This window comes from Chitinophaga cymbidii, from assembly GCF_007992715.1.
In the GTDB taxonomy this organism is placed as follows: Bacteria; Bacteroidota; Bacteroidia; order Chitinophagales; family Chitinophagaceae; genus Chitinophaga; species Chitinophaga cymbidii.
The window spans coordinates 121,154-143,853 of sequence record NZ_BKAU01000001.1 but is presented as its reverse complement, the minus strand read 5'-3'; the positions used below and the strand labels follow the sequence as shown (position 1 = coordinate 143,853).

The following is a 22,700-nucleotide window of genomic DNA, read 5'->3' as shown; positions in this document are numbered from 1 at the left end:
GCGGCGGCCTTCGTATTTTGATGAGGTTTAATGCTGAAGCTGGAACCTGATCGGCACGGCAAAGCGGATCGGCACAGTCTTTCCTCCATCCATCGCCGGCCTCCATTTAGGCATTGATTTTACCACTCTTATGCCTTCTTCTTCCAATCCACTGCCAAGCACAGGTTTGTTGACCGCACGCACATCTTTAATATTCCCTTCTGTATCCAGCGTGAAGGAAACCAGTACATTCCCCATTATACCAAGTTTTGTTGCATCGGCCGGATAACGGATATTGGTGCTCAGGTATCTTGCCAACCCTTCGTCGCCGCCGGGAAATTTAGGCATCACGTCCGCATAGGTGTACACGCCGTCTTTACCTACTTTCGGCGCCTTCTTTTCAGGCTTCACTTCCTGCAGGGTAAAACGTATCGGCAGGTTGAACTGCACGTTCACCAGCCTGTTGTTTTGCTTGCCGGGCTTCCATTTCGGCATCAGCTTTACTACCCGTACCGCTTCCTCTTCCAATCCGTATCCTTTTTTAGCGCCCACGGTTTTAACGTTCTTCACGCTGCCGTCTTTCGTTACAACGAAGCTGACGAAGATGGTGCCGCCTTTGCCTTTCTCGGTGGCAGCATGCGGATAACGGATGTTCTGGTTCAGGAATTTGGCGAGGGCAGGATCACCGCCGGGAAAGGAAGGTGGTTGTTCCACAAAAGTGAACACTTCCTCGTTGTTCGGCAATGTATCCGGTTTGAACTGCGCGGACGGCGCCGGAGGCGGCGGTGGCGGAATGGTGTCTGCAGGGTTGATGACGTTGGCGAAGCTGTGGTTTTCGTTCACCACAAATGCCAGCGAACAGAATATCATGGTGGCGATGGGCAGGATCATCAGCCTGCGGAGGTAACTGAACCTTAGTTGGCGGGATGTAGTAAGCATAAAGATTCTGCGTTTGATGGGATGTTGTGAAAAACTGTTGGTCATGCTGAAATTGGGACCGGATTGCAGGGCCATGTAAAGGATCGTCTGCGCGTAATCCGCCGCGTTCCCGTTCTGCGCCGCTTTTTTGTCCGCAATGAATTCATGCACCAGCGTCAGCTCTCTTTTGAAAAGATGGAAGAAGGGATTGATCCAGCAAATTGCGGTGATGATTTCCATGAACAGCTTGTCCGTACTATGTTTTTCCTGCAGGTGCACCATCTCATGCTGCAGTATCTGCCGGCCTTCCGTGCTGTCCGCATTCATGCCGCTGTTCCAGAAAATGTATTTAAAGAATGAAAAAGGCGCGGCGATCTGCTCTGAAAGCACCAGCCAGTAAGGCTTGATAAATTCCACCCGGCTGCGGTAGACCAGCCGGAGTATCCTGAAATAACCAGCGCACAGGCGCAGCAGGCAGAACAGAATGATGGCGCCGTACAGCCATACCGCCCAGTTCACATAAGTAGCCTGCTGTGCGGCCGAAGGCGTGAATACCTGTTCTCTGAGGGTTACTACCTGTGACGTATACACGTAGATGCCCTGTGTTTCTTCCGGCGTGAAGGAGAGGGGGATGCGGATCAGCGGCACCACCAGGCTGAGCAGGGTGCTGAGCAGCACATAATAGCGGTTCCACTGGTGAAACCTGTTGTTGCGCAGGGCCATGTGATAATAGCCGTACAGGATGCCGGAGCAGATGATCACTTTAACGAGGTAAGCGAGTAAGGGAGTCATTTGGCCTGGTTTTTAGCGTTTTTGATCTGTTGCAGGAGCGCTTCGAGGTCGGCCACGCTCATGTCTTTTTCTTTCACGAAGAAGGAGACCATATTGCTGAAGGAGCCTTCGAAGTAGCCGGACACAAGGTTTTTCACCGTTTTGTGGCTGTATTCTTCCTTGGAAATGAGGGCGTAATACTGATGGCTTTTGCCATACGCCTTGAAATTGACGAAGCCTTTGTCCACCAATATTTTCACGAGGGTAGACACGGTGTTGTAATGCGGCTTCGGCTCCGGCATTTCGTCGATCATGTCTTTCACGAAGGAAGGGCCGAGCTTCCACAATACCTGCATGATCTGTTCTTCAGCTTTGGTGAGCGTTTTCATCTTGATGTAGTTGATGCATTTCAAATGTAAAACTATTTATTTAGTTTTCAAACTATTTTTTTAGTTAAAAGATGAATCTCCGTCGCTAACGAGTAATTAATTATTTTTGGGCTTCAAAAAAGGAAATAATGCTCGATCAACCGATAGTTCAACTGGCGAATGTGAATATCTACCAGGGAAATTCGCTGATTTTATCTGATGTGAATATTACGGTCAACAGGGGAGAGTTCGTGTACCTGATCGGCAAGACGGGAACGGGGAAATCGAGTTTGCTGAAGACGTTGTACGGCGACTTGCAGCTGAAGGAGGGGAGCGGCCAGGTGGTTGGTTTTGATCTCACGAAGATGGACTGGAAGAAGGTGCCTTACCTGCGGCGGAACCTCGGGGTGGTATTCCAGGATTTCCAGTTGCTGACGGACCGGAATGTGCATGACAATCTCAAGTTTGCGCTGAAGGCTACAGGCTGGCAGGAGCCGAAGCAGATCGAGGACAAGATCAACGATGTGCTGGAAAAGGTGGGGCTGGGCACGAAGGGCTTCAAGATGCCCTATGAGTTGTCCGGCGGGGAGCAGCAGCGGGTAGACATTGCGCGGGCCCTGCTCAATTCTCCGAAGCTGATCCTGGCGGATGAGCCCACGGGGAACCTGGACCCGGAGACATCAGACGGCATTATGCAGCTGTTGTTCCGCATTTGCCGGGAAGATGGCACCGCCCTGATCATGGCAACGCACGACTACATTGTGTTACAGAAATTCCCGTCCCGCGTGCTCCGTACGGAGAACGGCCAGGTGATCGACAATGCCGCAATAAATTTTGTATAGATAAAGGGCTGATTTTCAGAGGAGGTAGGCGAAATATAGAATTTGGAACTTCTTATATTACTTCTTACCTTTGCACCGGAAAAATAGCGAGTAAAAATTTTATTATTATCAAAGATGCCTTACTTAACAGCAGAAAAGAAAGCAAATATTTTCAAAGAATTCGGTGGCAGTGAGAAGAATACCGGATCTGTTGAAGCACAGATTGCCCTGGTAACAGAGCGTATCAACAGCATTTCCGCTCACCTGAAAGCAAACAAGAAAGATTTCTCCACACACCGTGGTTTGATGAAAATGGTAGGACAACGGAAGCGTTTGCTGTCTTACCTCTCCAAAACCAACCTCTCCGGCTATCGCGCCCTTATCGAGAAGTTAGGTCTCAGAAAGTAATCTGAAACTAGTTATAGCGCTATTCCCAACTTTTAGAGTTGGGAATAGTTTTTTTGTATGTATACCTTATTAATCCTCACTTTTGTATGAATCTGACACCTACTACGGTTAAATTTGATATAGGCGGAGGCCGCGAAGTGACCATTGAGACCGGCAAGATGGCCCGCCAGGCCGATGGTGCGGTAACCGTGCGTCTTGGAAACTGTATTATTCTGGCTACCGTTGTGGCTGCCCAGAAACCCAAGCCCGGGCAATCTTTCTTCCCCCTTACTGTTGACTACCAGGAGAAATTTGCTTCCGCAGGCCGTATTCCCGGCTCCTTTTTCAAGCGCGAAGGTAAACTGAGCGACTATGAAGTATTGATCTCCCGCTTGATCGACCGCGCCCTGCGCCCCCTGTTCCCCGACGACTACCGTTGTGACGTACAGGTGCTGGTGACCCTCATTTCTTCCGACCAGGAAGTAATGCCCGACGCGCTGGCCGCCCTGGCAGCATCCGCCGCCCTCGCGGTATCCGATGTGCCCATCCAGGAGATCATCTCCGAAGTGCGCATTGCACGGGTGAACGGCGAGTTTGTCATCAACCCCACCCGCACGCAGCTTGCCACGGCCGATATGGACTATATCGTAGCCGCCACCGCAAAGAACATCATGATGGTGGAAGGCGAGAGCAAGGAATGCCAGGAGGAAGACCTTGTGAAACTGATCGAGCTGGCGCATGAAGCCATTAAAGTACAGGTGAAAGCCCAGGAAGAGCTGCGCGAAAAAGTTGGCAGTCCCGCTAAACGCGAATACGAAAAACCGCATCAGAACGAAGAGCTGAACGCGAAAGTGATCGCATTTGCGAAAGACCGCATTCTGAAAGTAGCACAATCCGCCCTCGGCAAACACGAACGTTCTGAACAATTCAAGAAAATAGAAGAAGAACTGGTGGAGTCTTTAGGTGAACTCACCGAAGAAGACGCTCCGCTGGTAGGTGAATATTTCCACGACCTGGAAAAAGAAACCGTGCGCAACATGATCCTGGACCAGAGCATCCGCCTCGATGGCCGCGTGCTGGACCAGGTGCGCCCCCTGAACATGGAAGTGGACCTGCTGCCTTCTCCGCACGGATCTGCCCTGTTCACCCGCGGCGAAACACAATCCCTCACCACCGTGACCCTCGGTACACCGGACGATGAGCTGCTGATTGAAAGCGCCGCCACCTCCAACTACAGCAAATTCATCCTCCACTACAATTTCCCTCCCTTCTCAACCGGCGAGGTGAAAATGATGCGCGGCCCCGGCCGCCGCGAAGTGGGCCACGGTAACCTGGCCATGCGTTCCCTCAAGCAGATGATGCCGGGTAACGACTACGCCTACACGGTACGTGTGGTTTCCGATATCCTTGAATCCAACGGTTCCTCTTCCATGGCCACCGTTTGCGCCGGCTCCCTGGCGCTGATGGACGCAGGCGTTCCCCTGCCCAAGCACGTATCCGGCATCGCAATGGGCCTTATCTCCCGCGCTGCTGACGGCAAATGGGCCGTACTGAGCGACATCCTCGGCGACGAAGATCACCTCGGTGATATGGACTTTAAAGTAACCGGCACCCGCGATGGTATCTGCGGCGTGCAAATGGATATCAAAGTAGACGGTCTCAGCATGGACGTGATGCGCGCAGCGCTGTCACAAGCCCGCACCGGCCGCCTGCACATCCTGGAAGCCATGTACGCCTGCATCGAAGGCGCCCGTCCGGAACCGAAACCGCATGCTCCGCGCATGGAAAAAATGATCATCGACCGCGAATACATCGGCGCGGTGATTGGGCCTGGTGGTAAAGTGATCCAGGAGATCCAGCGCGAAACCGGTACTACCATCAACATTGAAGAAGTAGGACAAACCGGTGAAGTAAGCATCTTCTCCGCACAGAAAGAAAGTCTTGATAAAGCCGTTGCCTGGATCAAAGGCATCGTAGCCGTTCCCGAAGTAGGCGAAGTATACGATTCTACCGTGAAGAGCGTAATGCCTTACGGCGCGTTCGTGGAATTCCTCCCCGGCAAGCAGGGGCTGCTGCATATCTCCGAAGTTTCCTGGAAACGTCTTGAGAATATGGACGGCGTGCTGAGCGAAGGCGAGAAAGTGAAAGTGAAGCTGGTGGGCACCGATCCGAAAACCGGCAAGTTCAAGCTCAGCCGCAAGGTGCTGATGCCGAAACCCGAAGGTTATGTGGAGCGCCCCGAGCGTGAAGACCGTGGAGAACGCGGTGATCGTGGTGACAGAAGGGGAGGCGACCGCGGCGACCGTCGTGGTGGTGACAGAAGAGGCGGTTTCGACCGTGACCGTGGTGATCGCGGCGACCGTGGAGAACGCGGAGGCGATCGTGGCAGCAGCCGCCCGCCGCAGAGCGCGGAACCCGAAGGTCCGTTCGAAGGTCCGGTGTTCGACGAACAATAGAACAATAGAAACGACTATAAAAAGCAAACGCTGCGATGAAACGCAGCGTTTTTTTTATGGCTATGGCGTCGGGAGCAACTCCCAACGCTTCCGGCTATACGAAGTTATATGCCCACACTCGTCAGCTGCTCCAGGAAAACTTCGCTTTCCCGCCAGATGATCCGGCCTTTTACGAATTTGAATATCTTGAAGGTTTGCGCGTCTACGCTCTCGTAGTCCAGCTGGTACTGAGGTACCCGCTTCCCCGTGCTGCGGTCCGTTACCTGCACTTTGCCGTATTCCAGCAGCTCCGGCAGTATTTCATCGAGATAAGGCAATAACACGTTCTCGTTCTCCGACCAGAACAGCGCAATGCGGTCAGTGCTGTAGCTGAGCGGCGTGCCTTTGGCGGAAGCCCAGAACTTGCGGGCCATGCCGTAGTGCCGCTGTACTTCTTCCTGCGAAAGATGCGCGAACTGGATGTTGCGGAACACGTCTTTCGCATAGTTCCGTTGCACGAGGATCGTGTCCAGGCCCGTGAAATAATCTTCCACATCCTGCCTGTTGATCGTAAATACAGCGGTCTGTACCTGGTAAGTGATGGAATCCTGTAAGGGAATGTCGTAAGGCTTGACGAGGTTTTGGGCCTGCCCGCTAATAACGGTGACCAGGGCAATGGCCAGGGCTGCTAGGTTTTTCATAGGATAAGGTTATATTATTATAATGTCAAATATAACATAGCAAAGCCTTATCACAAAGGAATTTTTCAAATCGACATTTTTGCATTGGCACTGAGGAATTTGTAATTATCTTGCGCCTATGTCTTATATCGCGATCACCGTATCCGCCCCCTCCGAGCTGAGGGACATCCTGGTAGCCCAACTCTCCGATGCAGGTTATGAAGGTTTTGAAGAAACGACGGATACCCTCGTGGCGTACATCCCCGAAAATATATTCAGCGAACCGGTATTGCAGGAAATACTGCGTACTCACGGTCTTGATTATACGAAAGAAACTATCGCGCAGGCGAACTGGAACGCCGTTTGGGAAAGCAGCTTTCAGCCTGTGCTGGTGGATGATTTCTGCGGCATCCGCGCCGGCTTTCATGAACCGCTGCAGGGAAAGGTGATGCACGAGATCATTATCACGCCCAAGATGTCCTTTGGCACAGGGCATCACGCCACCACCTGGTCCATGATCAAACTGATGCGGGACGTGGACTTTACGGGAAAGAAGGTATTCGACTTCGGTACGGGCACCGGCATTCTCGCCATCCTCGCGGAAAAAATGGGCGCCGCCGAAACCGATGCGATCGACATCGATACCTGGGCGGTGGAAAACTCGCTGGAAAACGCAGCCGCCAATAACGCCACGCATATCCGTTTCCGGCAGGCGGACCACCTCAACGATATTCCGGCACAGTCGTACGACATTATACTCGCCAACATCAACCGTAATATCCTGCTCGCCAACATGGGCAACATGAAAAAAATATTACGGACGGGTGGATTATTGATTTTGAGTGGTATATTGCAGGAAGATGAACCAGCCATTGTGAAAGCCGCCGTCCGTGAAAACCTGCGCCCGGAGCGTAAATCCGAAAGAGAGCATTGGCTTGCGCTTTCTTTTACTGCCGGCTGAGGACTGGTTAATGTGGAAAAAAATTACATATTTTAATTGTTGATTTACGATAGATTGTATTATAATTGCTGTTAAATTTGTATTCATTTTAACAGGATATTTACTATCTTAGCACTCTAACTTATTGTGATGACAGAATTATTGCTTTTAATTGGTGCCTACCTGATAGGCTCTTTTGCCACCGCTGTGTGGGTAAGTAAAGGAGTTTTCGGGATGGACATTCGCGAGCATGGGTCCGGTAACGCCGGCGCCACCAACACATTCCGGGTACTCGGTCCCAAAGCCGGTACTTTCGTAATGGTGGTAGACATGCTGAAAGGCATCCTGGCGGTAAGGCTTTCCTATCTCGTCCCTATTTACGATTCACCCGAGCACATTACACAACTTGTCAACTTGCAGATAGGTCTTGGCCTCGCTGCGGTAGTGGGCCATATCTTCCCGATCTGGGCAGGTTTCCGCGGCGGCAAGGGCATTGCCACCCTCTTCGGCATGGTGCTCGCCATTCAACCCCTCGTAGCGCTGTGCTGCGTGGCCGTATTCCTTATGATCCTTTTCCTCACCCGTTACGTTTCATTGAGCTCCATCATTGCCAGCATCGCATTTCCCGTGCTGATCCTTTTCATCTTCCGGGAAAAAGAACTGTTCTACCGCATTTTTGCGATCGCTGTAGCCCTGATGGTCGTGCTCACGCACCAGAAGAACATCGCCCGTCTGCTGACCGGCAATGAGTCCAAAGTGCCCTTGTTCAAGAACCGCAAGAACAAGGAAGACGAAGAATAACCTCCCCCCATTCAAATCCGGCACAGCGATTGCACTGTGTTAAGAAAGTGGTAATTTTAACGGAGAGCAAAAAATTAAAAAAACCTGACGGATGAAAAAAGTCGCATTGTTCCTTTTTGCCGGCGCAGGCCTTATCTATGCCTGTACCCGTGTTCCTATCACCGGCAGAAGCCAGTTAAACCTCATTCCTGAAAGCACCATGCAATCCATGGCCCTGCAGGAATATCAAACCTTCCTTTCCCAGAATAAAGCCGTGTCTCCCAGCGTAAGCAAGGATGCTGAAATGGTCAGAAGGGTAGGCGGGCGCATTGCGCAGGCCGTAACCACTTACATGACCCAGAACAACCTTGGCAACGAAGTGGCGAGCTACAAATGGGAATTCAACCTGGTGAACGACAAACAGGTGAATGCCTGGTGCATGCCTGGCGGTAAAGTAGTAGTGTATACCGGTCTGCTGCCGGTAACGCAGAACGAAACGGCGCTGGCCTGTGTAATGGGGCACGAGATCGCGCATGCGATCGCCCGGCACGGGAACGAAAGGATGAGCCAGGGGCTGGTGGCCCAGGGCATCCAGGTAGCCGGTGCGGTAGCGTTGAACAAGAACCCGCAGGCACAGAATATTTTCATGCAGGCCTTTAACGTAGGCGGTCCACTCGGACTGATGGCCTATGGCCGGCAGAACGAACTGGAAGCGGACCATTTGGGCCTGATCTTCATGGCCATGGCCGGTTACAACCCGCAGGAAGCCGTTCCCTTCTGGACGCGCATGGCGAACGCAGGCGGCGGCAACAAGCCCCCGGAACTGCTGAGCACGCACCCCAGCGACGATCGCCGTATTGCGCAGCTGCAAAAGCTGATGCCGGAAGCGATGAAGTATTACAGGGCGAAGTAAAATATGTTACAAGATAGTCCTGAAAAGAACTGACTGGTTTATAATTCCCGGTTTGCCTTGGTAGACCGGGATTTTTTTATGATTTATTTCTCAAGCTGTTCTATAAATACAGATGGTTGATAGACCGGCAGAGAAGGAATAGCTTTTTTGATCAGCCCTTCATCGCGGGAAAGGAAGATGTCTGTTTTGTGATAAAGTGCAGTGTAATATTGTAATGCATCCTCTATGTCATCCCAACCCGCGCTCATTGCCTGGATGATAACATCATGATGGGTATCCAGCACCTGTACATCATTCAGCAAGGCCAGGATTATTTTTCTTGTTTGTTTCGCGCCAAGAATTTTTTTAGAGATATGCGCCACTATGTGAACCACTACAGGACTGGTATATGCAAGATGTTCGCCCTTCACGATACTTTCAAAGATAGTTTTCGCGGATGTATATCCTTCGGGTCTTTTGAGGATATAATCTATAATAACATTGGCATCAAGGAAAAGCTTATACGCCATATTTTTTATCTAGGTCCTCATAATATTCACTTACAAGATTCCTGTCCGCCGGAATATCAGGCACTTTCATCTTTTCAACCACATCAACAATAGATTTACCCCTGACAGGCTGCACGATCCTTTCGAAATACCCTTCCACCAACTCAGACAAGCTGATATGCTTTCGGGAAGCATATGCTTTCATGCGTTGCAGCAAGCTTTCTTCAATGGTAAGGTTCAATCTTGTTTTCATAATGCAAAGATACGCATTATTTTCATTTATGCGCATTAAAGCTTATTCCAGTATCTGTGACAGATTGATCAACTCATCCTTCTTGTAAAACTCTTTCTCGTCCCGGAAGCATTTGGACATCTCCTCCAGCAGGAACTGGATGATGCGGGCATTGCTTTGCGGCTTGTAGTAAGCCGGCAGGGCGGGAACGTTCACTCTTTTGAAATAGGTTTCCACGTCCTGCTGCGTATAGATCTGCCCCTGTATGGGATCGATGAAAAAAAGTATGCGGTAGTCCCCCGGATCGGCGGGCTCTGTGAAGTCGTAAAACGTATCGAAATAGGCCAGGATGAACTGGCGGGGAATGTTCACGGCATATACCGGCAGGTCCAGCATGGAGCAGAGCGCCTGGTAGATGATGCCGTTGGTGATGGGATTGCCTTTCTTGGCTTCTATCACCTGGTTGATGAAGAACTGGTTTTTGCGGTTGTAGGAAACCTCTTCCCCTTTCAGCCCGAAATAATTATAGATCATGCTGTTCAGCACATTGATCTGTTCGAGCGGTGTGAGGTAGTTGTTCAGCTCCAGCCATATGTTGCGCTTGATGCGTTCGACCTCGGTGTTGACCTGCGCGGCGGCAAGGTCCGGGTACTGGTACCGGGCGGCGAGGATCGCGCCCTGCAGCAACTCCTGTGTGCCGGTGGTGGCCCATATGCGCATGGCTTCCTGCAGGTCCTGGTAATGCACCCGGTGAATGAGCAGCTCAATGCGCTCCTGGATGGATTCGTCGAACGTATTTTCCCAGAGATGCTCCAGGTTGGGAATGATCTCCTTTCCGAACAGCAGGATCTTGTTTGCAACGGTGTCAAACACTTCCTGGTCCGGGTCATCCAGCAGATGGAATAATGCGTTTATTTCCCTGGTTTCGTTCAAAAGACCTCCTCTGGTTAGATTTTGATGTTTTTTTTGTCTTTTTCCTGTGATCAATATACGAATTGTCGCGGTAATTTCCTTACCATCAACCGGGTACGATCACTCCGCTTTCTTCTTCCTTGGCGGCGCTTTCTTTTTCGGCGGATTGGCCTTTGCTTCTTCGATGATGGCTTTGGCCTCTTCCACCGTCAGGTCGGCGGCGGTGTCTATTTTCTCTTTCGGTATCCTGAAATTCTTCAGGCCCACTTTGAGGTACGGACCGTAAGGGCCTTTCAGTACCTGTATCTTTTCTTTCTCGAATATTTTAATGGTGCGTTCGTCTTTTGCCTTGCGTTTTTCTTCGATGAGCGGCGCTACTTCTTCCAGCTCCACGGTATAAGGGTCCATTTCCTTTTTGAGGGAATAGAATTTTTTGTCGTGTTGCGCATACGGACCAAAGCGGCCGATGTTCACCGTTACGTCCAGCCCCTCAAAAAGCCCGAGGTTGCGCGGCAGGCGGAAGAGGTCCATCGCTTCTTCCATGCTGATGGTTTCGATGCTTTGCGTTTGCTTGAGCTTGGCGAAGCGCGGCTTTTCCTCATCTTCCACGGTACCGATCTGCACCATCGGGCCGAAGCGGCCCATGCGGGCGGTGACGGGCTTGCCGGTGGCGGGATCTTCACCCAGCAGGCGTTCGCCTTTCACGCGTTCCGCTTTTTCGAGGGTTTCTTCCACGTTGTGATGGAAGGGATCGTAAAAGTCATGGAGCATTTTGTTCCACTTCTTTTTGCCGTTGGCTATTTCGTCGAATTCTTCTTCAATTTTTGCGGTGAAGCCGTAGTCCATCACCCGGTCGAAGTACTGCTTCAGGAAGTCCGTCACCAGCATGCCGAGGTCGGTGGGGAAGAGCTTGGCTTTTTCTGCACCGGTATTTTCCTGGTCGGTCACCTTGTTGATCTGGTCGTTCTTCAGGGTGAGGATGCGGAAATCCCTTTTGATGCCTTCTTTGTCCCGCTTCTCCACGTAACCGCGTTTCTGGATGGTGGTGATGGTGGGGGCGTAGGTAGATGGACGGCCGATGCCCAGCTCTTCCAGCTTCTTCACGAGGCTGGCTTCCGTATAGCGGGGAGCGGGGCGGGTAAAGCGTTCGGTGGCTTTCATCTCGCGGAGGTCCAGCTGCTGTTTCACCGTAAGCGGCGGCAGCACGCCTTCCTGTTCTTCATCGCCTTCATCTTCATCATCCCGTCCTTCCATATATATTTTCAGGAAGCCGTCGAATTTTAGCACTTCGCCGCTGGCGGTCAGCTCTTCATTATTAGTGGAGATACCGATCCTGGCGATGGTCTTTTCCAGTTCGGCGTCGCTCATCTGGCTGGCGATGGTGCGTTTCCAGATCAGTTCGTATAGCCGTTTGAGGTCGGAGTCGTCTACCGTGGAGTTTTCCATGTAGGTGGGACGAATGGCCTCGTGCGCTTCCTGGGCGCTTTCGTTTTTGTTCTTGTATTTGCGGGACTGGAAATAGCGTTCGCCATAGTTGGTGTGGATGGCTTTGCTGATGTCCGTCATGGCAGTTTCCGAGAGGTTCACGGAGTCTGTACGCATATAGGTGATCTGCCCGCTTTCATACAGTTTCTGCGCCAGCAGCATGGTTTTTGACACGCTGTAGCCGAGCTTGCGGCTGGCTTCCTGCTGCAGGGTGGAGGTAGTGAAAGGTGCGGCGGGCGATTTCTTGCCCGGCTTTACCTGGATGTCTTTTACGGTATAGGCGGCGCCGATGCATTGCTGCAGGAACTTTTCGGCGTCTTCGGCTGTTTTGAAGCGGGTGGGGCCTTCGGCTTTGAAGGCGAGGGTTTTGCCCTGGATATCTTTGGCGAGGAACCAGGCTTCGACTTTAAAGCTGCTGGTGGCGGCGAAGGCGTTGATCTCGCGCTCGCGTTCCACGATGAGGCGTACGGCCACGGATTGTACGCGGCCGGCGGACAGGGAGTTGCGCATGCTCATTTTCCGCCACAGTACGGGAGAAAGCTCAAAACCCACGATGCGGTCCAGTATCCGGCGCGCCTGTTGCGCGTTGACCAGGTTCATATCCAGCAGGCGGGGCGCTTGTACGGCTTTTTCGATGGCAGGCTTGGTGATCTCGTGGAAGACAATACGTTTGGTAGAGGAAGGGTCCAGGCCGAGCACTTCGCAAAGGTGCCATGAAATAGCTTCCCCTTCGCGGTCCTCATCCGTCGCCAGCCAAACCTCGTCTGTGTCTTTTGCCAGTTTTTTCAGTTCTTTTACAACTTTTTCCTTGTCTTCTGGTATTATATACTTGGGTTTAAAGTTGTTTTGAATGTCGATGCCCATATCGTCCTTCTCAAGGTCGCGGATATGGCCGAAACATGATTTCACCTCAAACTCTTTACCCAGTATTTTTTCGATCGTTTTTGCCTTTGCCGGAGACTCAACAATTACGAGATTTTTAGCCATGAACGCCTGCTTTTATTTCTTATAATACGCCAAAATTTGTACAAAAGTTACAAATCCGATTTGTGCAAGTATATAAAAGCAGGTTGATATAAAAAATAGTATTTGTTAAATAGTTGATTTCGAGGCAGCAATGCCCGAAAGTGATTTTTCATATATTTATTTATCCCCTTTTAGCGCAAAGGCAGCTTTGTTTCACTAATATTACATGAGAAAAATAACCCATGTAACAGCGGTTGGCATGGATTTGGCGCAGCAAGACCGCTGGTTTAAAGAAATACACCATGGATATAGTAATTATCGGGGCGGGGAATGTGGCGCACTGTTTCGGGCATCTGATGAAACTGCACGGTCACCATGTAAAGCAGGTCATCAGCCGTAAGAAAGAAAATGCCCGCGAGCTGGCGGAGCTGCTGGGCGGGGAATATACGGACGACCTGCTGGATATAAATATGGAGGCCGATGTGTACCTCCTGGCGGTGAGCGACAGCGTGATCCCCGAACTGAACGACCAGCTGCGCCTGGGCCGGCGCATTGTGGTGCATACCGCGGGGGCGGTGCCGATGGAGGCCATTTCCCGCATCACCACCAACACCGGCGTGATGTACCCCCTGCAAAGCATCCGGAAGGAGGTGAAAAGCTATCCCGCCATCCCCATTCTCCTGGAAGCCGTGAACGAGGAAGTGCAGAAAAGGCTGCACGCCCTGGCACTGAGCATTTCTTCCACCATCGCGTACATGAACTCCGCGCAGCGGCTGCAGATGCACCTGGCCGCCGTTTTTTGCAATAATTTCACGAACCACCTCATCGCCCTCGCCAAATTTTACTGCGAGCAGGAGGGGCGCGACTTCTCACTGCTGACGCCGATCATCAAGGAAACTTTCCTGCGGCTGGACAAATATCCGCCGGAAAGCGTACAAACCGGGCCGGCCCTGCGGCAGGATGAAAAGACGATGGCCCTGCACACTGCCATTTTGCAGCAATACCCCGCCATGCAGCAGATATACCCCCTGCTGTCCGAAAGCATTTACCAGTTCCATCATTCGGGGGAGTAAGACTTCCCGGCGCATGTCTTCATCCATTCGCAATATCATTATTGGCGAAATCCGTTTTTACAGATATTTTTGCGCACATTAACCGCGTGTAAAGATGAACGTATTGGAACAATTCCGGCACATCCGCACGTTCATATTCGACGTGGACGGCGTACTGACGGACGGCACTATACAGCTGCTGCCCGGCGGGGAGCAGAGCCGCAAGATGAACATCCGGGACGGATATGCCCTGCAGCTGGCCGTGAAAATGGGGTACCGCATCGCCGTTATTTCCGGCGGCCGCTCGGAAAGCGTGGTCACCCGGCTGAACGGGCTGGGCATCACGGACATATTCACCGGCGTGACCGACAAATCGGAAAAACTGGAAGACTATGCCCTGGAGCATGACCTGCTCTGGGAACAAATGCTGTTCATGGGCGACGACATCCCGGATCACCGCGCCATGCAGCTGTGCGGCATCGCCGCCTGTCCTGCCGACGCCGCTCCCGAGATCAAAAGCATTTCCCGGTACATTTCTCCTGTTGCGGGCGGCCAGGGCTGCGTGCGCGACGTGATCGAAAAAGTGCTGAAGCTGAACGGTCACTGGCTGCTGGACGAAGGCGTTCCTTCCAAATAACCATCATTGATAATTTTCAAGACATGAACCTGCTGGCAGCATTTTTCAGAATGGTCCGGTATCCGAACCTGATCTACATAGCGCTCACACAGTTCCTTTTGCAATACTGCGTGGTGGAGCCGGTGTTGCTGAACAGCGGGGCTGAACCTTCGTTATCTTTCCCGCATTTCCTCATGCTTTGCATATCCACCATTTTGGTGGCCGCTGGCGGATATATCATCAATGACTATTTCGACATCAATATCGATCTGGTGAACAAGCCGGACAAGATGATCGTGGACAAGATCATCAACCGCCGCTGGGCCATGGCCTGGCATACCATATTAAATATGGCGGGTGTATCCATGGGGTTCCTGGTGGCTTTCCAGATCGGGCAGTTTTACCTTGGTTTCGTGCAGGTGTTCTGCACCTTGCTGCTGTGGTTCTATTCCACTTCCTTCAAGCGGCAGGTGCTGATCGGCAATGTGGTGATCTCCCTGCTGACGGCGCTGAGCGTGGTAGTGGTAGGCTTTTATGAAAGGCAGATCTATGAGAGCTTCGAAGCCATCATGTCCTTCGAGGGCCGCAAGCTCATCAAGATCATCGGGGTGTATGCGCTCTTTGCCTTTGTGCTGTCCATGATCCGCGAGATCGTGAAAGACCTGGAAGACATGATCGGGGACAGCAAGGACGGCTGCCGCACGATTCCCATCGTATGGGGCGTGAAAAAAGCGAAACGCTTCACGATGGGCATGATGTTCCTGCTGGCCATCCTGCTGCTGGTCATCCTCATTGTTACATTCAGCAAGGGATGGTACGTGGCGGCGGGATACATTCTCCTGTTCGTGCTCTTTCCGTTCATTTGGTTCGTGCAGAAACCTTTCATGAGCGCCTATCAGCCGGAACATTACCACCGGATCAGCACCTGGATAAAAGTGGTGATGCTTACCGGCATCCTTTCAATGATCTTCTTTAAAATCATGCTATAATGTACGTTGGCAAACCCGTGATCCTCGCCTCGCAGTCCCCCCGCCGCCGGCAGCTGCTGGAACAGGCCGGTATTCCCTTTGAAGTGAAAGTAAGCGAGGCGGACGAAACATTTCCCGAAGGCATGCCCATTGCGGAGGTGCCGGTGTTCATCGCCCGGCAAAAAGCGGACGCCGTAGCGCAGCTGTACGACGCATCAGAGATCATCATAGCGGCGGACACCATTGTGGTGCTGGACGGAAATATCATCGGCAAACCGGCAGACCGCGCGGATGCGATCCGTATTTTGTCCACTTTAAGCGGCCGGATACACGAGGTGATCACCGGCGTGGTGATCCGCTATAACGGCAAGGAAGAAGCCTTCTCCCAGGTCACCGAAGTCCATTTTTCACCGCTGAGCGAAGTGCAGATCATTTATTATGTGGATCATTACCAGCCATTTGACAAGGCCGGCGCCTACGCTATCCAGGAATGGATCGGCGCGGTGGGGATAGACCGCATTAACGGATGCTTTTACAATGTGATGGGGCTGCCCATCAGCCAGGTGTCCGCCCGTCTTTCCATGTTATAATTTTTTATACATTAAACAAATTATTTTTATATTTGTTCCCGTAAAGCAAATTGTTGACCGTTCACCTATGCCTGTGATACCATGAAAAGATCCTTATTCGTTCTGATGGCAGCCGCCTTCTCTTTCGCCGCCTGCAGCAAAAAAGATACACCGGGAGATATCACCGTTCCTGAAAAAGAATGGTTGCTGGACCGTATCGTCAATGAAGAAGATTCTGTGCAGCTTTTTTATAATGGGGACGCTACGGTGAAACAGTTCGCCCGCTTTGGCAAAGCCTACGGATGGAATGATTCCACCCGGCTGGAATACGCTAACGGCAAGGTTGCCAGGTTCCTGCTGTATGAAGTGGAGGGCGGCACGCGCCTGGACCGTGTTTTTACTTACAACGGCGATCAGCTGGTGCGGATAGACTATTATAATTTCGTAGACGCAACGGAAATAGCAGTAACCGATCATGATTCGCTGGTGTACGATAACGGCAAGCTCGCCGAGTGCCACCACATCAACGGTGATTACCGCAATTCGTTCTCCGTTTATACCTGGGAGAACGGCAACATCGTGAAGGAAGAACAGTTTTCTGTTGTCGCCGGCCCGCCCGTAGCGGACCTGGTGATCACCTATACCTATAACGAAAAGCCCGGCCTGTCCGCCAGCATAAAAGGCAATTTCGCTTTTCTCTTTTACCAGGACGATTATACTTTCCTCAGCGCCAACGCGCTCGAAAAAGCGGAAGCCAGGTACGCCTCCGGGGAAGCGCTCGCTTTCCGCAGAACCGTGGAGTATACCTATACCACGGAAGGGCTGTTGTCCACCGCGGTGGTAACGGATGAGGATATGGAAGAGGACGAAACAACCATCCTGCACAATTCCTACACATTCATCGAAAAGAACTAAACAAATCCATACGCATTCTATGAAAAAAACAACCCTCGGCCTTGCCGTACTGACCCTGCTATTCACTGCCTGCAGCAAAGACGATAAAGGTGGCGACAACAACCCCGGAGAACATAACTGGCAGGTCTCCCGCATCATGATGGCGCACGATACGCTTCGTTTCACTTACAACGCGGACGGCACCGTTCACAAGCTGTACGACTACAGCCAGGATGGCGACGAGTATTTATCGGATTCCATGGAGATCGCCTGGGAAGGCGGCAGGATCATCAGGCTGAGCGAATTTGAAGACGGCGTGAAACGTCCTTATGCCGAATTGATATATGATGGCAACAACGTGGTAAGGCTGCAGTATTACCGGGAAAATGAAACCGGCTACGGCCCCGGCGGTTACGATTCCATTAGGTATGCCAACGGCAAAATGTCGGAGATACATTACATCAATAATCAGGGTGACCGCTCCTCTTATCACAAGCTCACGTGGACGGGCGACAACATCACAAAGGATGAGCTTTATGCCCAGAACTTCGATGGCACCAACACGTTCATGCTGATGGAGGAAGTTACCTATACTTATCACACGGATAAGCCCGGCCTCGGCAAGCTGACCAGCGGCGATGTGCTTTTCTGGTACGCGGACATGGAGCTGACGCATATCAGCGCCAATCTCGTCGCTTCTTCTGTTACGGTCTATAAACCAACGGAACAGGAGCGCTGGCGCTCTGATTACACGCACACGTTCAGCACGGACGGTTTGCTGGAGTCTACCGTAACGAAGGAAACGGATGTGGAAGCGGACAGAACGAGCGAGTATACTTCCAAATTTGAATATATCGATCTGAAATAGGCAAGACTGGTTATTAAGTGAAAAAGAGAAAGGTGTGATACCTTTCTCTTTTTTTATGCGTTGATGCGCTGGATCAATGTTCCAGCACCAGCAGGTTCACTTCTTTGTTCTTCAGCCATGCCGCGTCTTTCAGCTTTTGCAGGTTGATGGTGCCTACTACATAGCGGTATTCCGGTGATTCATATTTCTCCGAAATGTTGTAGAACTCCGTGAGGTTCACCTGGTCGGGAGTTTTGTACCGCACGTATACTTTCAACTGCACGTCGTTGGTAAATGCGGGCTGGTTGGATTGTTTGATCTTCTTGTATTCGTAGCGGTAGTTGTACAGCAATGCGGAGATATCGCTCAGCACGGCGCTGCCGGTGGCGGTGCCGCCCGCGCCCTTGCCCACGAAGAATTGTTTGTCCGTAAAAGCGCTTTCCAGCAGTACACCGTTGTATTCGTTGTATACATCGTAGAGCAGGTTATGCTCGCGCACGAGGTGTGGCAGCACGTAAGCGTTCACGCTGCCGTTCTGCCGGCGGCAGTTGCCGATCAGCTTGATGGTGGAGTTGCGCTGCCTGGCGAACTGTATATCGAAATCATTCAGGTGGTTGATGCCGAAGTTGAACACTTCTTCCGGCCGCACGAAGGTGCCGAAGGCATGCAGCAGCAGGATGACGATCTTGAATTTGGGATCGTAGCCTTCCACGTCCAGCGAAGGATCGGTTTCCGCGAAGCCCAGCTCCTGCGCTTTCTTCAGCGCCTCGTCGAAGCTCATGTTGTCTTCAAAGATGCGGGTGAGGATGTAGTTCGTAGAGCCGTTACAGATACCTTCCACCGCATTGAGCAGGTCGTTATCGTAATATTCTTCCAGGTTGCGGATGATGGGAATGCTCGCGCAGCTGGATGCCTCATAAAGGAACGGTACTTTATTGTCCACCTGCAGCTGGTACAGGGCGGGCAGGTTTTCCGCGATCATGCGTTTGCTGGCGCTCACCACGGCTTTCCCGTTTTTCAGCGCCTTGCTCACGATGCTGAACGCGGCGTCTGTTTCATTGATCAGTTCCACCACCACGTCAATGGTAGGGTCGTCCAGTATCTCGTCCGCATCCGTTGTGAAATAGCTCATGTCAATCGGGCGAGGCTTGTTCGGGTCTTTAATGCAAATCTTTTTGATCCTTGCGTTGATACCTTTTGTACGGTTCAGCACTTCATAGAGTCCCTGGCCTACGCAGCCAAAACCGAAGATGCCGAGATTGATGTTCTTTGTTTCCATATTTATTGCAGTACGGTAATTTGTTTGCCAATCGGCTGATTAAGTTTATCCAGTGCTTGTTTGAGATCGTTGATAAGGTCTTCCGCGTCTTCGATGCCTACGGAAAGGCGGATGCAGGAATCCTGCACGCCGGCTTTGCGGCGGAAGTCCTCCGGGATATTGCGGTGCGTCATGGTCACCGGGTGGCTGAGCATGCTTTTCACGCCGCCGAAACTTTCCGCGAGGCGGAAGAGCTTGGTGGCGTTCACGATGCGGATCGCATTTTTGAGCAGGTCGTCTTTCAATGTGAAGCTGACCATGCCGCCATATCCTTTTTGTTGTTTGCGGGCGATGTGATGATGTTTGTGGGTGGCGAGGCCGGGATAGAAAACTTTGTCTACCGCCGGATGCTCCGCCAGCCAGGTGGCTACCGCCATGGCGTTGGCGCATTGTTTTTCCAGCCGCAGGGAAAGTGTTTCAATGCCGCGGATGGTCAGCCATGCTTCGAACGGGCTGAGGATGCTGCCGGAAATGTTCTGATTGTATTTCAGCTGGTCCGCCAGCGCTTTGTTGTTCACCACTACGAGCCCCGCCAGTACGTCCGTATGCCCGGCCAGGTATTTGGACGCGCTGTGGATCACGATGTCCGCCCCCATGGGGATCGGCTTTTGCAGCAGGGGAGTGGAAAAGGTGTTGTCCACCACCAGCAGGATGTTGTGCTGCCGCGCGATCTTGCTGATGGACTTGATGTCCGATATTTTCAATGTGGGGTTGGTGGGGGATTCCAGCCAGATGATGCGGGTCTTCGGGGTGATCTTTTCCAGCACTTTGTCGATGTTGCTGGTATCCACAAAATTCACCTTTACGCCAAAGCGCTCGAACATGTGATGGAAGATCTGAAAGATGCCGCCATAGGTATCTTCCACGGCCATGATCTCGTCGCCGGTCTTCAGCAGCTTGAGCACGGCGTCGATGGCCGCCATGCCGCTGGCGAACGCAAAACCGGCATATCCTTCTTCCAGGCCGCAGATCAGGTCTTCCAGCACTTTCCGTGTGGGATTGTTAGCCCTGGAAAATTCGAAGCCCTTGTTGATCCCCGGGCTTTCCTGCACAAACGTGGACGTTTGGTAGATGGGCACGGAGATAGCGCCGGTCAGCTCGTCTACCGGGATGCTATGGATTAATTGTGTGCTTGGCTTCATGGTTGATCAATGTTTTACGAAACGGAATATCCGTTTATAATCATTCATTCTGAAATATCGCTTTCCGGGAAATGCAGGCATAAAAAAAGCCCTTCCGGAGTTGGAAGAGCCTATGCAATATGATGCTGTAGTAAAAATCTCTGCCAACTTATCTTTCCCCCGTTGCCGGAGGCCGGAATTAGCACCTTTTTTCCGCCGGTGGCGGAATAGGTTGCTAAGGCTTCGCAGGGCCAGTACCCTCTGCCTTTCTGGATAAGTAATGTTTAAGAACTGTGCGCAAAGGTAATGGCAGAAACATCAATTTTCCAAATACCTGTTCAGAATTTCGATTTTTTGTAAAAATAGTGGTAATTTATTAACGCTTTATAATAGTATTTTATGTCTGTTAACCCGTTACTTTCTGAGGAATTGCTTCAGTATATCTGGCAATCCGGTTTGTTTAACCAGCAGGAACTCTCCACTGTCGCGGGAGAACCGCTTACCATCATCAGCAGGGGCCAGCTCAACAGGAATGCCGGTCCGGATTTCACGGCCGCCCGTATCCGCATCGGTGCGGTAGAGTGGGCCGGGAACGTGGAGCTGCATTACCGCACGTCCGACTGGCGGAAGCATGGCCATCACCGCAACCCGCGGTATGATAACGTGATCCTGCATGTGGTATTCGAGCACGACGTTCCCTCGCACGACGCCCCCTGCCTCGAACTGCACCACCGCATCCCCAAACTCCTCCTCCAGCGCTATCAAACCCTGAAGGAAAGCGAAGCCTTCATCCCCTGCGCCCCGCTGCTGTCGCGGCTGCAGGAGCAGGCCTGGACGCCCTGGAAAGCAGCGCTGATGGAAGAACGCCTGGAACGGAAAACCGGCCTGCTGTTCAACTGGCTGCAGCAAAGCCGCTTTAACTGGGAAGAAGTGTGCTTCCGCGCCATGGCGCAAGGCTTCGGGATGCCTGTGAACACGGAAGCTTTCCTGCAGCTCGCCCTGTCCCTGCCTTTCATGCTGCTGGCGCGGCAACGCCCCCACCTCCTCCGGCTGGAATCCCTGCTGTTCGGGCAGGCCGGCATGCTGGCAGGTCAGTTCCGCGATGCATATCCCCGGCAATTGCAGCAGGAGTATCAATTCCTGCAACATAAATACCGCCTTGAGCCGATGCCCGCCCACGGCTGGAACTGGCTGCGGATGCGGCCTTCATCGTTCCCCACCATGCGGATCGCCTGCTTTGCCGCGCTGCTGCACCAAACGCCGCACCTGTTTTCCCGGCTCCTGGAGCTGGAAGACCCCTCCGCCGCAGAACAATTGTTCCACGCCGCGCCATCCCCCTACTGGGAAGACCATTACCGGTTCGACATTCCCTCCGTCCGCACCGCAGGCATCGGCAAAAGCACCATCCTCCGCATCATCGTCAATGTGGTCATTCCCTTGCTATACCTCTACGGAAAACATATGGGGCTGGCCGTTTACAGGCAGCGCGCGCTTCATTTCCTGCAACAGCTGCCCGCCGAGAATAACCGGATCATCCGCGGATGGAGCGACCTCGTGCCCGTGGCCTCGGCCTGGGACTCGCAGGCGCTGCTGCAATTGAAGCAATATTATTGCGAAGAAAAAAGATGCCTCGGATGCGGCATCGGTATGCGGCTGCTGGAAGACGATATCACCAGTTAAAGGTCACATCCTGCTTAATATCCGGGTGCACGCTTTCCCCAACCGGGCAGGTGTAAGCCACATTTTCGAGGATCTTCCGGTCTTTTTCCTCCAGCCCGTGACCCGCGGGGAAGTCGAACACGATCTTCACGCCCGTGATGCGGCGGGGCTCCGTGCCCATGATCTTTTCCACGCTCACTTTTGTACCGTCGATATTCCAGCCCTTGTCCCGCGCCTTGATGCCCATGATGGTGAGCATGCAGGAGCCCAAAGCCGTGGCCACCAGGTCACTGGGAGAAAAGCGTTCCCCTTTCCCGTTATTATCTACCGGGGCATCTGTTTCTATCACCGTTCCGGAGCGGAGGTGTGTAGCTGTCGTTCTAAGCTCGCCGTTGTAAAGGATCGCCGCTGTTTGCATGGTATGTTGTTTTGCTTGTAAAATTAAATGTATTTTTAGTAAATCGTCCCCCATATGGCCAAAGGCGGTGGCGGTCGACAACCCAACAAATTTATGTATGTTTGTATGGGAATAAAACATAAAACGTAATCAGGCGTTTAATAAAAATATAATCGCACATCAC

23 protein-coding genes and 1 riboswitch are annotated in these 22,700 nt (G+C 52.1%); of the genes, 13 read left to right on the top strand and 10 right to left on the bottom strand.

Annotation, left to right across the window (positions count from 1 at the left end; all coding sequences use genetic code 11):
• Nucleotides 1–27: 27 nt before the first annotated feature.
• Together CCY01nite_RS00600 and CCY01nite_RS00595 are read right to left on the bottom strand one after the other, a co-directional pair.
• A complete protein-coding gene (locus tag CCY01nite_RS00600) occupies nucleotides 28–1,689 on the bottom strand; it encodes a M56 family metallopeptidase (RefSeq protein WP_146857366.1) in 1,662 nt (553 codons plus the stop codon).
• Complete coding sequence (locus CCY01nite_RS00595) at nucleotides 1,686–2,081, bottom strand: BlaI/MecI/CopY family transcriptional regulator (RefSeq protein ID WP_246129812.1); 396 nt, start codon at nucleotides 2,079–2,081, stop codon at nucleotides 1,686–1,688. The genes CCY01nite_RS00600 and CCY01nite_RS00595 overlap by 4 nt, the downstream gene beginning before the upstream one ends.
• Nucleotides 2,082–2,185: 104 nt before the next feature.
• Here CCY01nite_RS00595 and CCY01nite_RS00590 point away from each other — a divergent pair, with 104 nt between their 5' ends.
• From CCY01nite_RS00590 to CCY01nite_RS00580, 3 genes are all read left to right on the top strand, one after another.
• On the top strand, nucleotides 2,186–2,878 hold the full coding sequence (locus CCY01nite_RS00590; RefSeq protein WP_146857365.1) for a cell division ATP-binding protein FtsE: 693 nt from the start codon (nucleotides 2,186–2,188) through the stop codon (nucleotides 2,876–2,878).
• A gap of 114 nt (nucleotides 2,879–2,992) precedes the next feature.
• A complete protein-coding gene (gene rpsO / locus CCY01nite_RS00585; protein ID WP_146857364.1) occupies nucleotides 2,993–3,265 on the top strand; it encodes a 30S ribosomal protein S15 in 273 nt (90 codons plus the stop codon).
• Between the two features lie 86 nt (nucleotides 3,266–3,351).
• Complete coding sequence (locus CCY01nite_RS00580) at nucleotides 3,352–5,700, top strand: polyribonucleotide nucleotidyltransferase (RefSeq protein WP_146857363.1); 2,349 nt, start codon at nucleotides 3,352–3,354, stop codon at nucleotides 5,698–5,700.
• A gap of 104 nt (nucleotides 5,701–5,804) precedes the next feature.
• Here CCY01nite_RS00580 and CCY01nite_RS00575 read toward each other — a convergent pair whose 3' ends face one another.
• Nucleotides 5,805–6,380, bottom strand: a complete 576-nt coding sequence (locus CCY01nite_RS00575; RefSeq protein WP_146857362.1) for a hypothetical protein — start codon at nucleotides 6,378–6,380, stop codon at nucleotides 5,805–5,807.
• Between the two features lie 118 nt (nucleotides 6,381–6,498).
• Here CCY01nite_RS00575 and prmA point away from each other — a divergent pair, with 118 nt between their 5' ends.
• The 3 genes from prmA (at nucleotide 6,499) to CCY01nite_RS00560 (ending at nucleotide 8,992) form a co-directional block, all read left to right on the top strand.
• Nucleotides 6,499–7,320 carry a 50S ribosomal protein L11 methyltransferase gene (gene prmA, locus CCY01nite_RS00570; RefSeq protein ID WP_146857361.1) on the top strand — a complete coding sequence of 274 codons (822 nt, stop codon included), beginning with the start codon at nucleotides 6,499–6,501 and terminating at the stop codon, nucleotides 7,318–7,320.
• Between the two features lie 129 nt (nucleotides 7,321–7,449).
• Nucleotides 7,450–8,100, top strand: a complete 651-nt coding sequence (plsY, locus tag CCY01nite_RS00565) for a glycerol-3-phosphate 1-O-acyltransferase PlsY (protein WP_146857360.1) — start codon at nucleotides 7,450–7,452, stop codon at nucleotides 8,098–8,100.
• 91 nt (nucleotides 8,101–8,191) lie between these two features.
• Complete coding sequence (locus CCY01nite_RS00560; protein ID WP_146857359.1) at nucleotides 8,192–8,992, top strand: M48 family metallopeptidase; 801 nt, start codon at nucleotides 8,192–8,194, stop codon at nucleotides 8,990–8,992.
• Between the two features lie 83 nt (nucleotides 8,993–9,075).
• On the opposite strand, the gene CCY01nite_RS00555 is transcribed toward CCY01nite_RS00560, so the two are convergent.
• From CCY01nite_RS00555 to topA, 4 genes are all read right to left on the bottom strand, one after another.
• Nucleotides 9,076–9,501: a type II toxin-antitoxin system VapC family toxin gene (locus tag CCY01nite_RS00555; RefSeq protein ID WP_146857358.1), complete on the bottom strand. Its 426-nt coding sequence runs from the start codon at nucleotides 9,499–9,501 to the stop codon at nucleotides 9,076–9,078.
• A complete protein-coding gene (locus CCY01nite_RS00550; protein WP_146857357.1) occupies nucleotides 9,491–9,733 on the bottom strand; it encodes a DUF6364 family protein in 243 nt (80 codons plus the stop codon). The genes CCY01nite_RS00555 and CCY01nite_RS00550 overlap by 11 nt, the downstream gene beginning before the upstream one ends.
• Before the next feature lie 42 nt (nucleotides 9,734–9,775).
• Complete coding sequence (locus tag CCY01nite_RS00545; protein ID WP_146857356.1) at nucleotides 9,776–10,645, bottom strand: transglutaminase-like domain-containing protein; 870 nt, start codon at nucleotides 10,643–10,645, stop codon at nucleotides 9,776–9,778.
• Nucleotides 10,646–10,744: 99 nt separating this feature from the next.
• Nucleotides 10,745–13,096, bottom strand: coding sequence for a type I DNA topoisomerase (topA, locus tag CCY01nite_RS00540; RefSeq protein WP_146857355.1), 2,352 nt, complete (start codon nucleotides 13,094–13,096; stop codon nucleotides 10,745–10,747).
• Nucleotides 13,097–13,329: 233 nt separating this feature from the next.
• Between topA and CCY01nite_RS00535 the strand changes: the two genes are divergently transcribed.
• The 6 genes from CCY01nite_RS00535 to CCY01nite_RS00510 all read left to right on the top strand — a co-directional run bounded on the left by CCY01nite_RS00535 (nucleotide 13,330) and on the right by CCY01nite_RS00510 (nucleotide 18,042).
• Nucleotides 13,330–14,148: a Rossmann-like and DUF2520 domain-containing protein gene (locus tag CCY01nite_RS00535; RefSeq protein WP_371863610.1), complete on the top strand. Its 819-nt coding sequence runs from the start codon at nucleotides 13,330–13,332 to the stop codon at nucleotides 14,146–14,148.
• A 94-nt stretch (nucleotides 14,149–14,242) separates the two neighbouring features.
• On the top strand, nucleotides 14,243–14,764 hold the full coding sequence (locus CCY01nite_RS00530) for a KdsC family phosphatase (RefSeq protein WP_146857353.1): 522 nt from the start codon (nucleotides 14,243–14,245) through the stop codon (nucleotides 14,762–14,764).
• 23 nt (nucleotides 14,765–14,787) lie between these two features.
• The gene (locus tag CCY01nite_RS00525) at nucleotides 14,788–15,732 is read left to right on the top strand and encodes a geranylgeranylglycerol-phosphate geranylgeranyltransferase (protein WP_146857352.1); all 945 of its coding nucleotides are present in this window, start codon (nucleotides 14,788–14,790) and stop codon (nucleotides 15,730–15,732) included.
• On the top strand, nucleotides 15,732–16,301 hold the full coding sequence (locus CCY01nite_RS00520; RefSeq protein ID WP_146857351.1) for a Maf family protein: 570 nt from the start codon (nucleotides 15,732–15,734) through the stop codon (nucleotides 16,299–16,301). Before CCY01nite_RS00525 ends, CCY01nite_RS00520 begins: the two co-directional genes overlap by 1 nt.
• Nucleotides 16,302–16,382: 81 nt before the next feature.
• The gene (locus tag CCY01nite_RS00515; protein ID WP_146857350.1) at nucleotides 16,383–17,195 is read left to right on the top strand and encodes a hypothetical protein; all 813 of its coding nucleotides are present in this window, start codon (nucleotides 16,383–16,385) and stop codon (nucleotides 17,193–17,195) included.
• A 19-nt stretch (nucleotides 17,196–17,214) separates the two neighbouring features.
• Complete coding sequence (locus CCY01nite_RS00510; protein WP_146857349.1) at nucleotides 17,215–18,042, top strand: hypothetical protein; 828 nt, start codon at nucleotides 17,215–17,217, stop codon at nucleotides 18,040–18,042.
• Between the two features lie 73 nt (nucleotides 18,043–18,115).
• On the opposite strand, the gene CCY01nite_RS00505 is transcribed toward CCY01nite_RS00510, so the two are convergent.
• Together CCY01nite_RS00505 and CCY01nite_RS00500 are read right to left on the bottom strand one after the other, a co-directional pair.
• On the bottom strand, nucleotides 18,116–19,300 hold the full coding sequence (locus CCY01nite_RS00505; protein ID WP_146857348.1) for a homoserine dehydrogenase: 1,185 nt from the start codon (nucleotides 19,298–19,300) through the stop codon (nucleotides 18,116–18,118).
• Between the two features lie 2 nt (nucleotides 19,301–19,302).
• Nucleotides 19,303–20,481: a trans-sulfuration enzyme family protein gene (locus tag CCY01nite_RS00500; protein ID WP_146857347.1), complete on the bottom strand. Its 1,179-nt coding sequence runs from the start codon at nucleotides 20,479–20,481 to the stop codon at nucleotides 19,303–19,305.
• A 145-nt stretch (nucleotides 20,482–20,626) separates the two neighbouring features.
• Nucleotides 20,627–20,740, bottom strand: a riboswitch (SAM riboswitch).
• A gap of 119 nt (nucleotides 20,741–20,859) precedes the next feature.
• On the opposite strand from CCY01nite_RS00500, the gene CCY01nite_RS00495 reads away from it, so the two are divergent.
• A complete protein-coding gene (locus tag CCY01nite_RS00495; RefSeq protein WP_146857346.1) occupies nucleotides 20,860–22,140 on the top strand; it encodes a DUF2851 family protein in 1,281 nt (426 codons plus the stop codon).
• Here CCY01nite_RS00495 and CCY01nite_RS00490 read toward each other — a convergent pair.
• The gene (locus CCY01nite_RS00490) at nucleotides 22,130–22,537 is read right to left on the bottom strand and encodes an OsmC family protein (protein ID WP_146857345.1); all 408 of its coding nucleotides are present in this window, start codon (nucleotides 22,535–22,537) and stop codon (nucleotides 22,130–22,132) included. The genes CCY01nite_RS00495 and CCY01nite_RS00490 overlap by 11 nt on opposite strands.
• Between the last annotated feature and the right edge of the window lie 163 nt (nucleotides 22,538–22,700).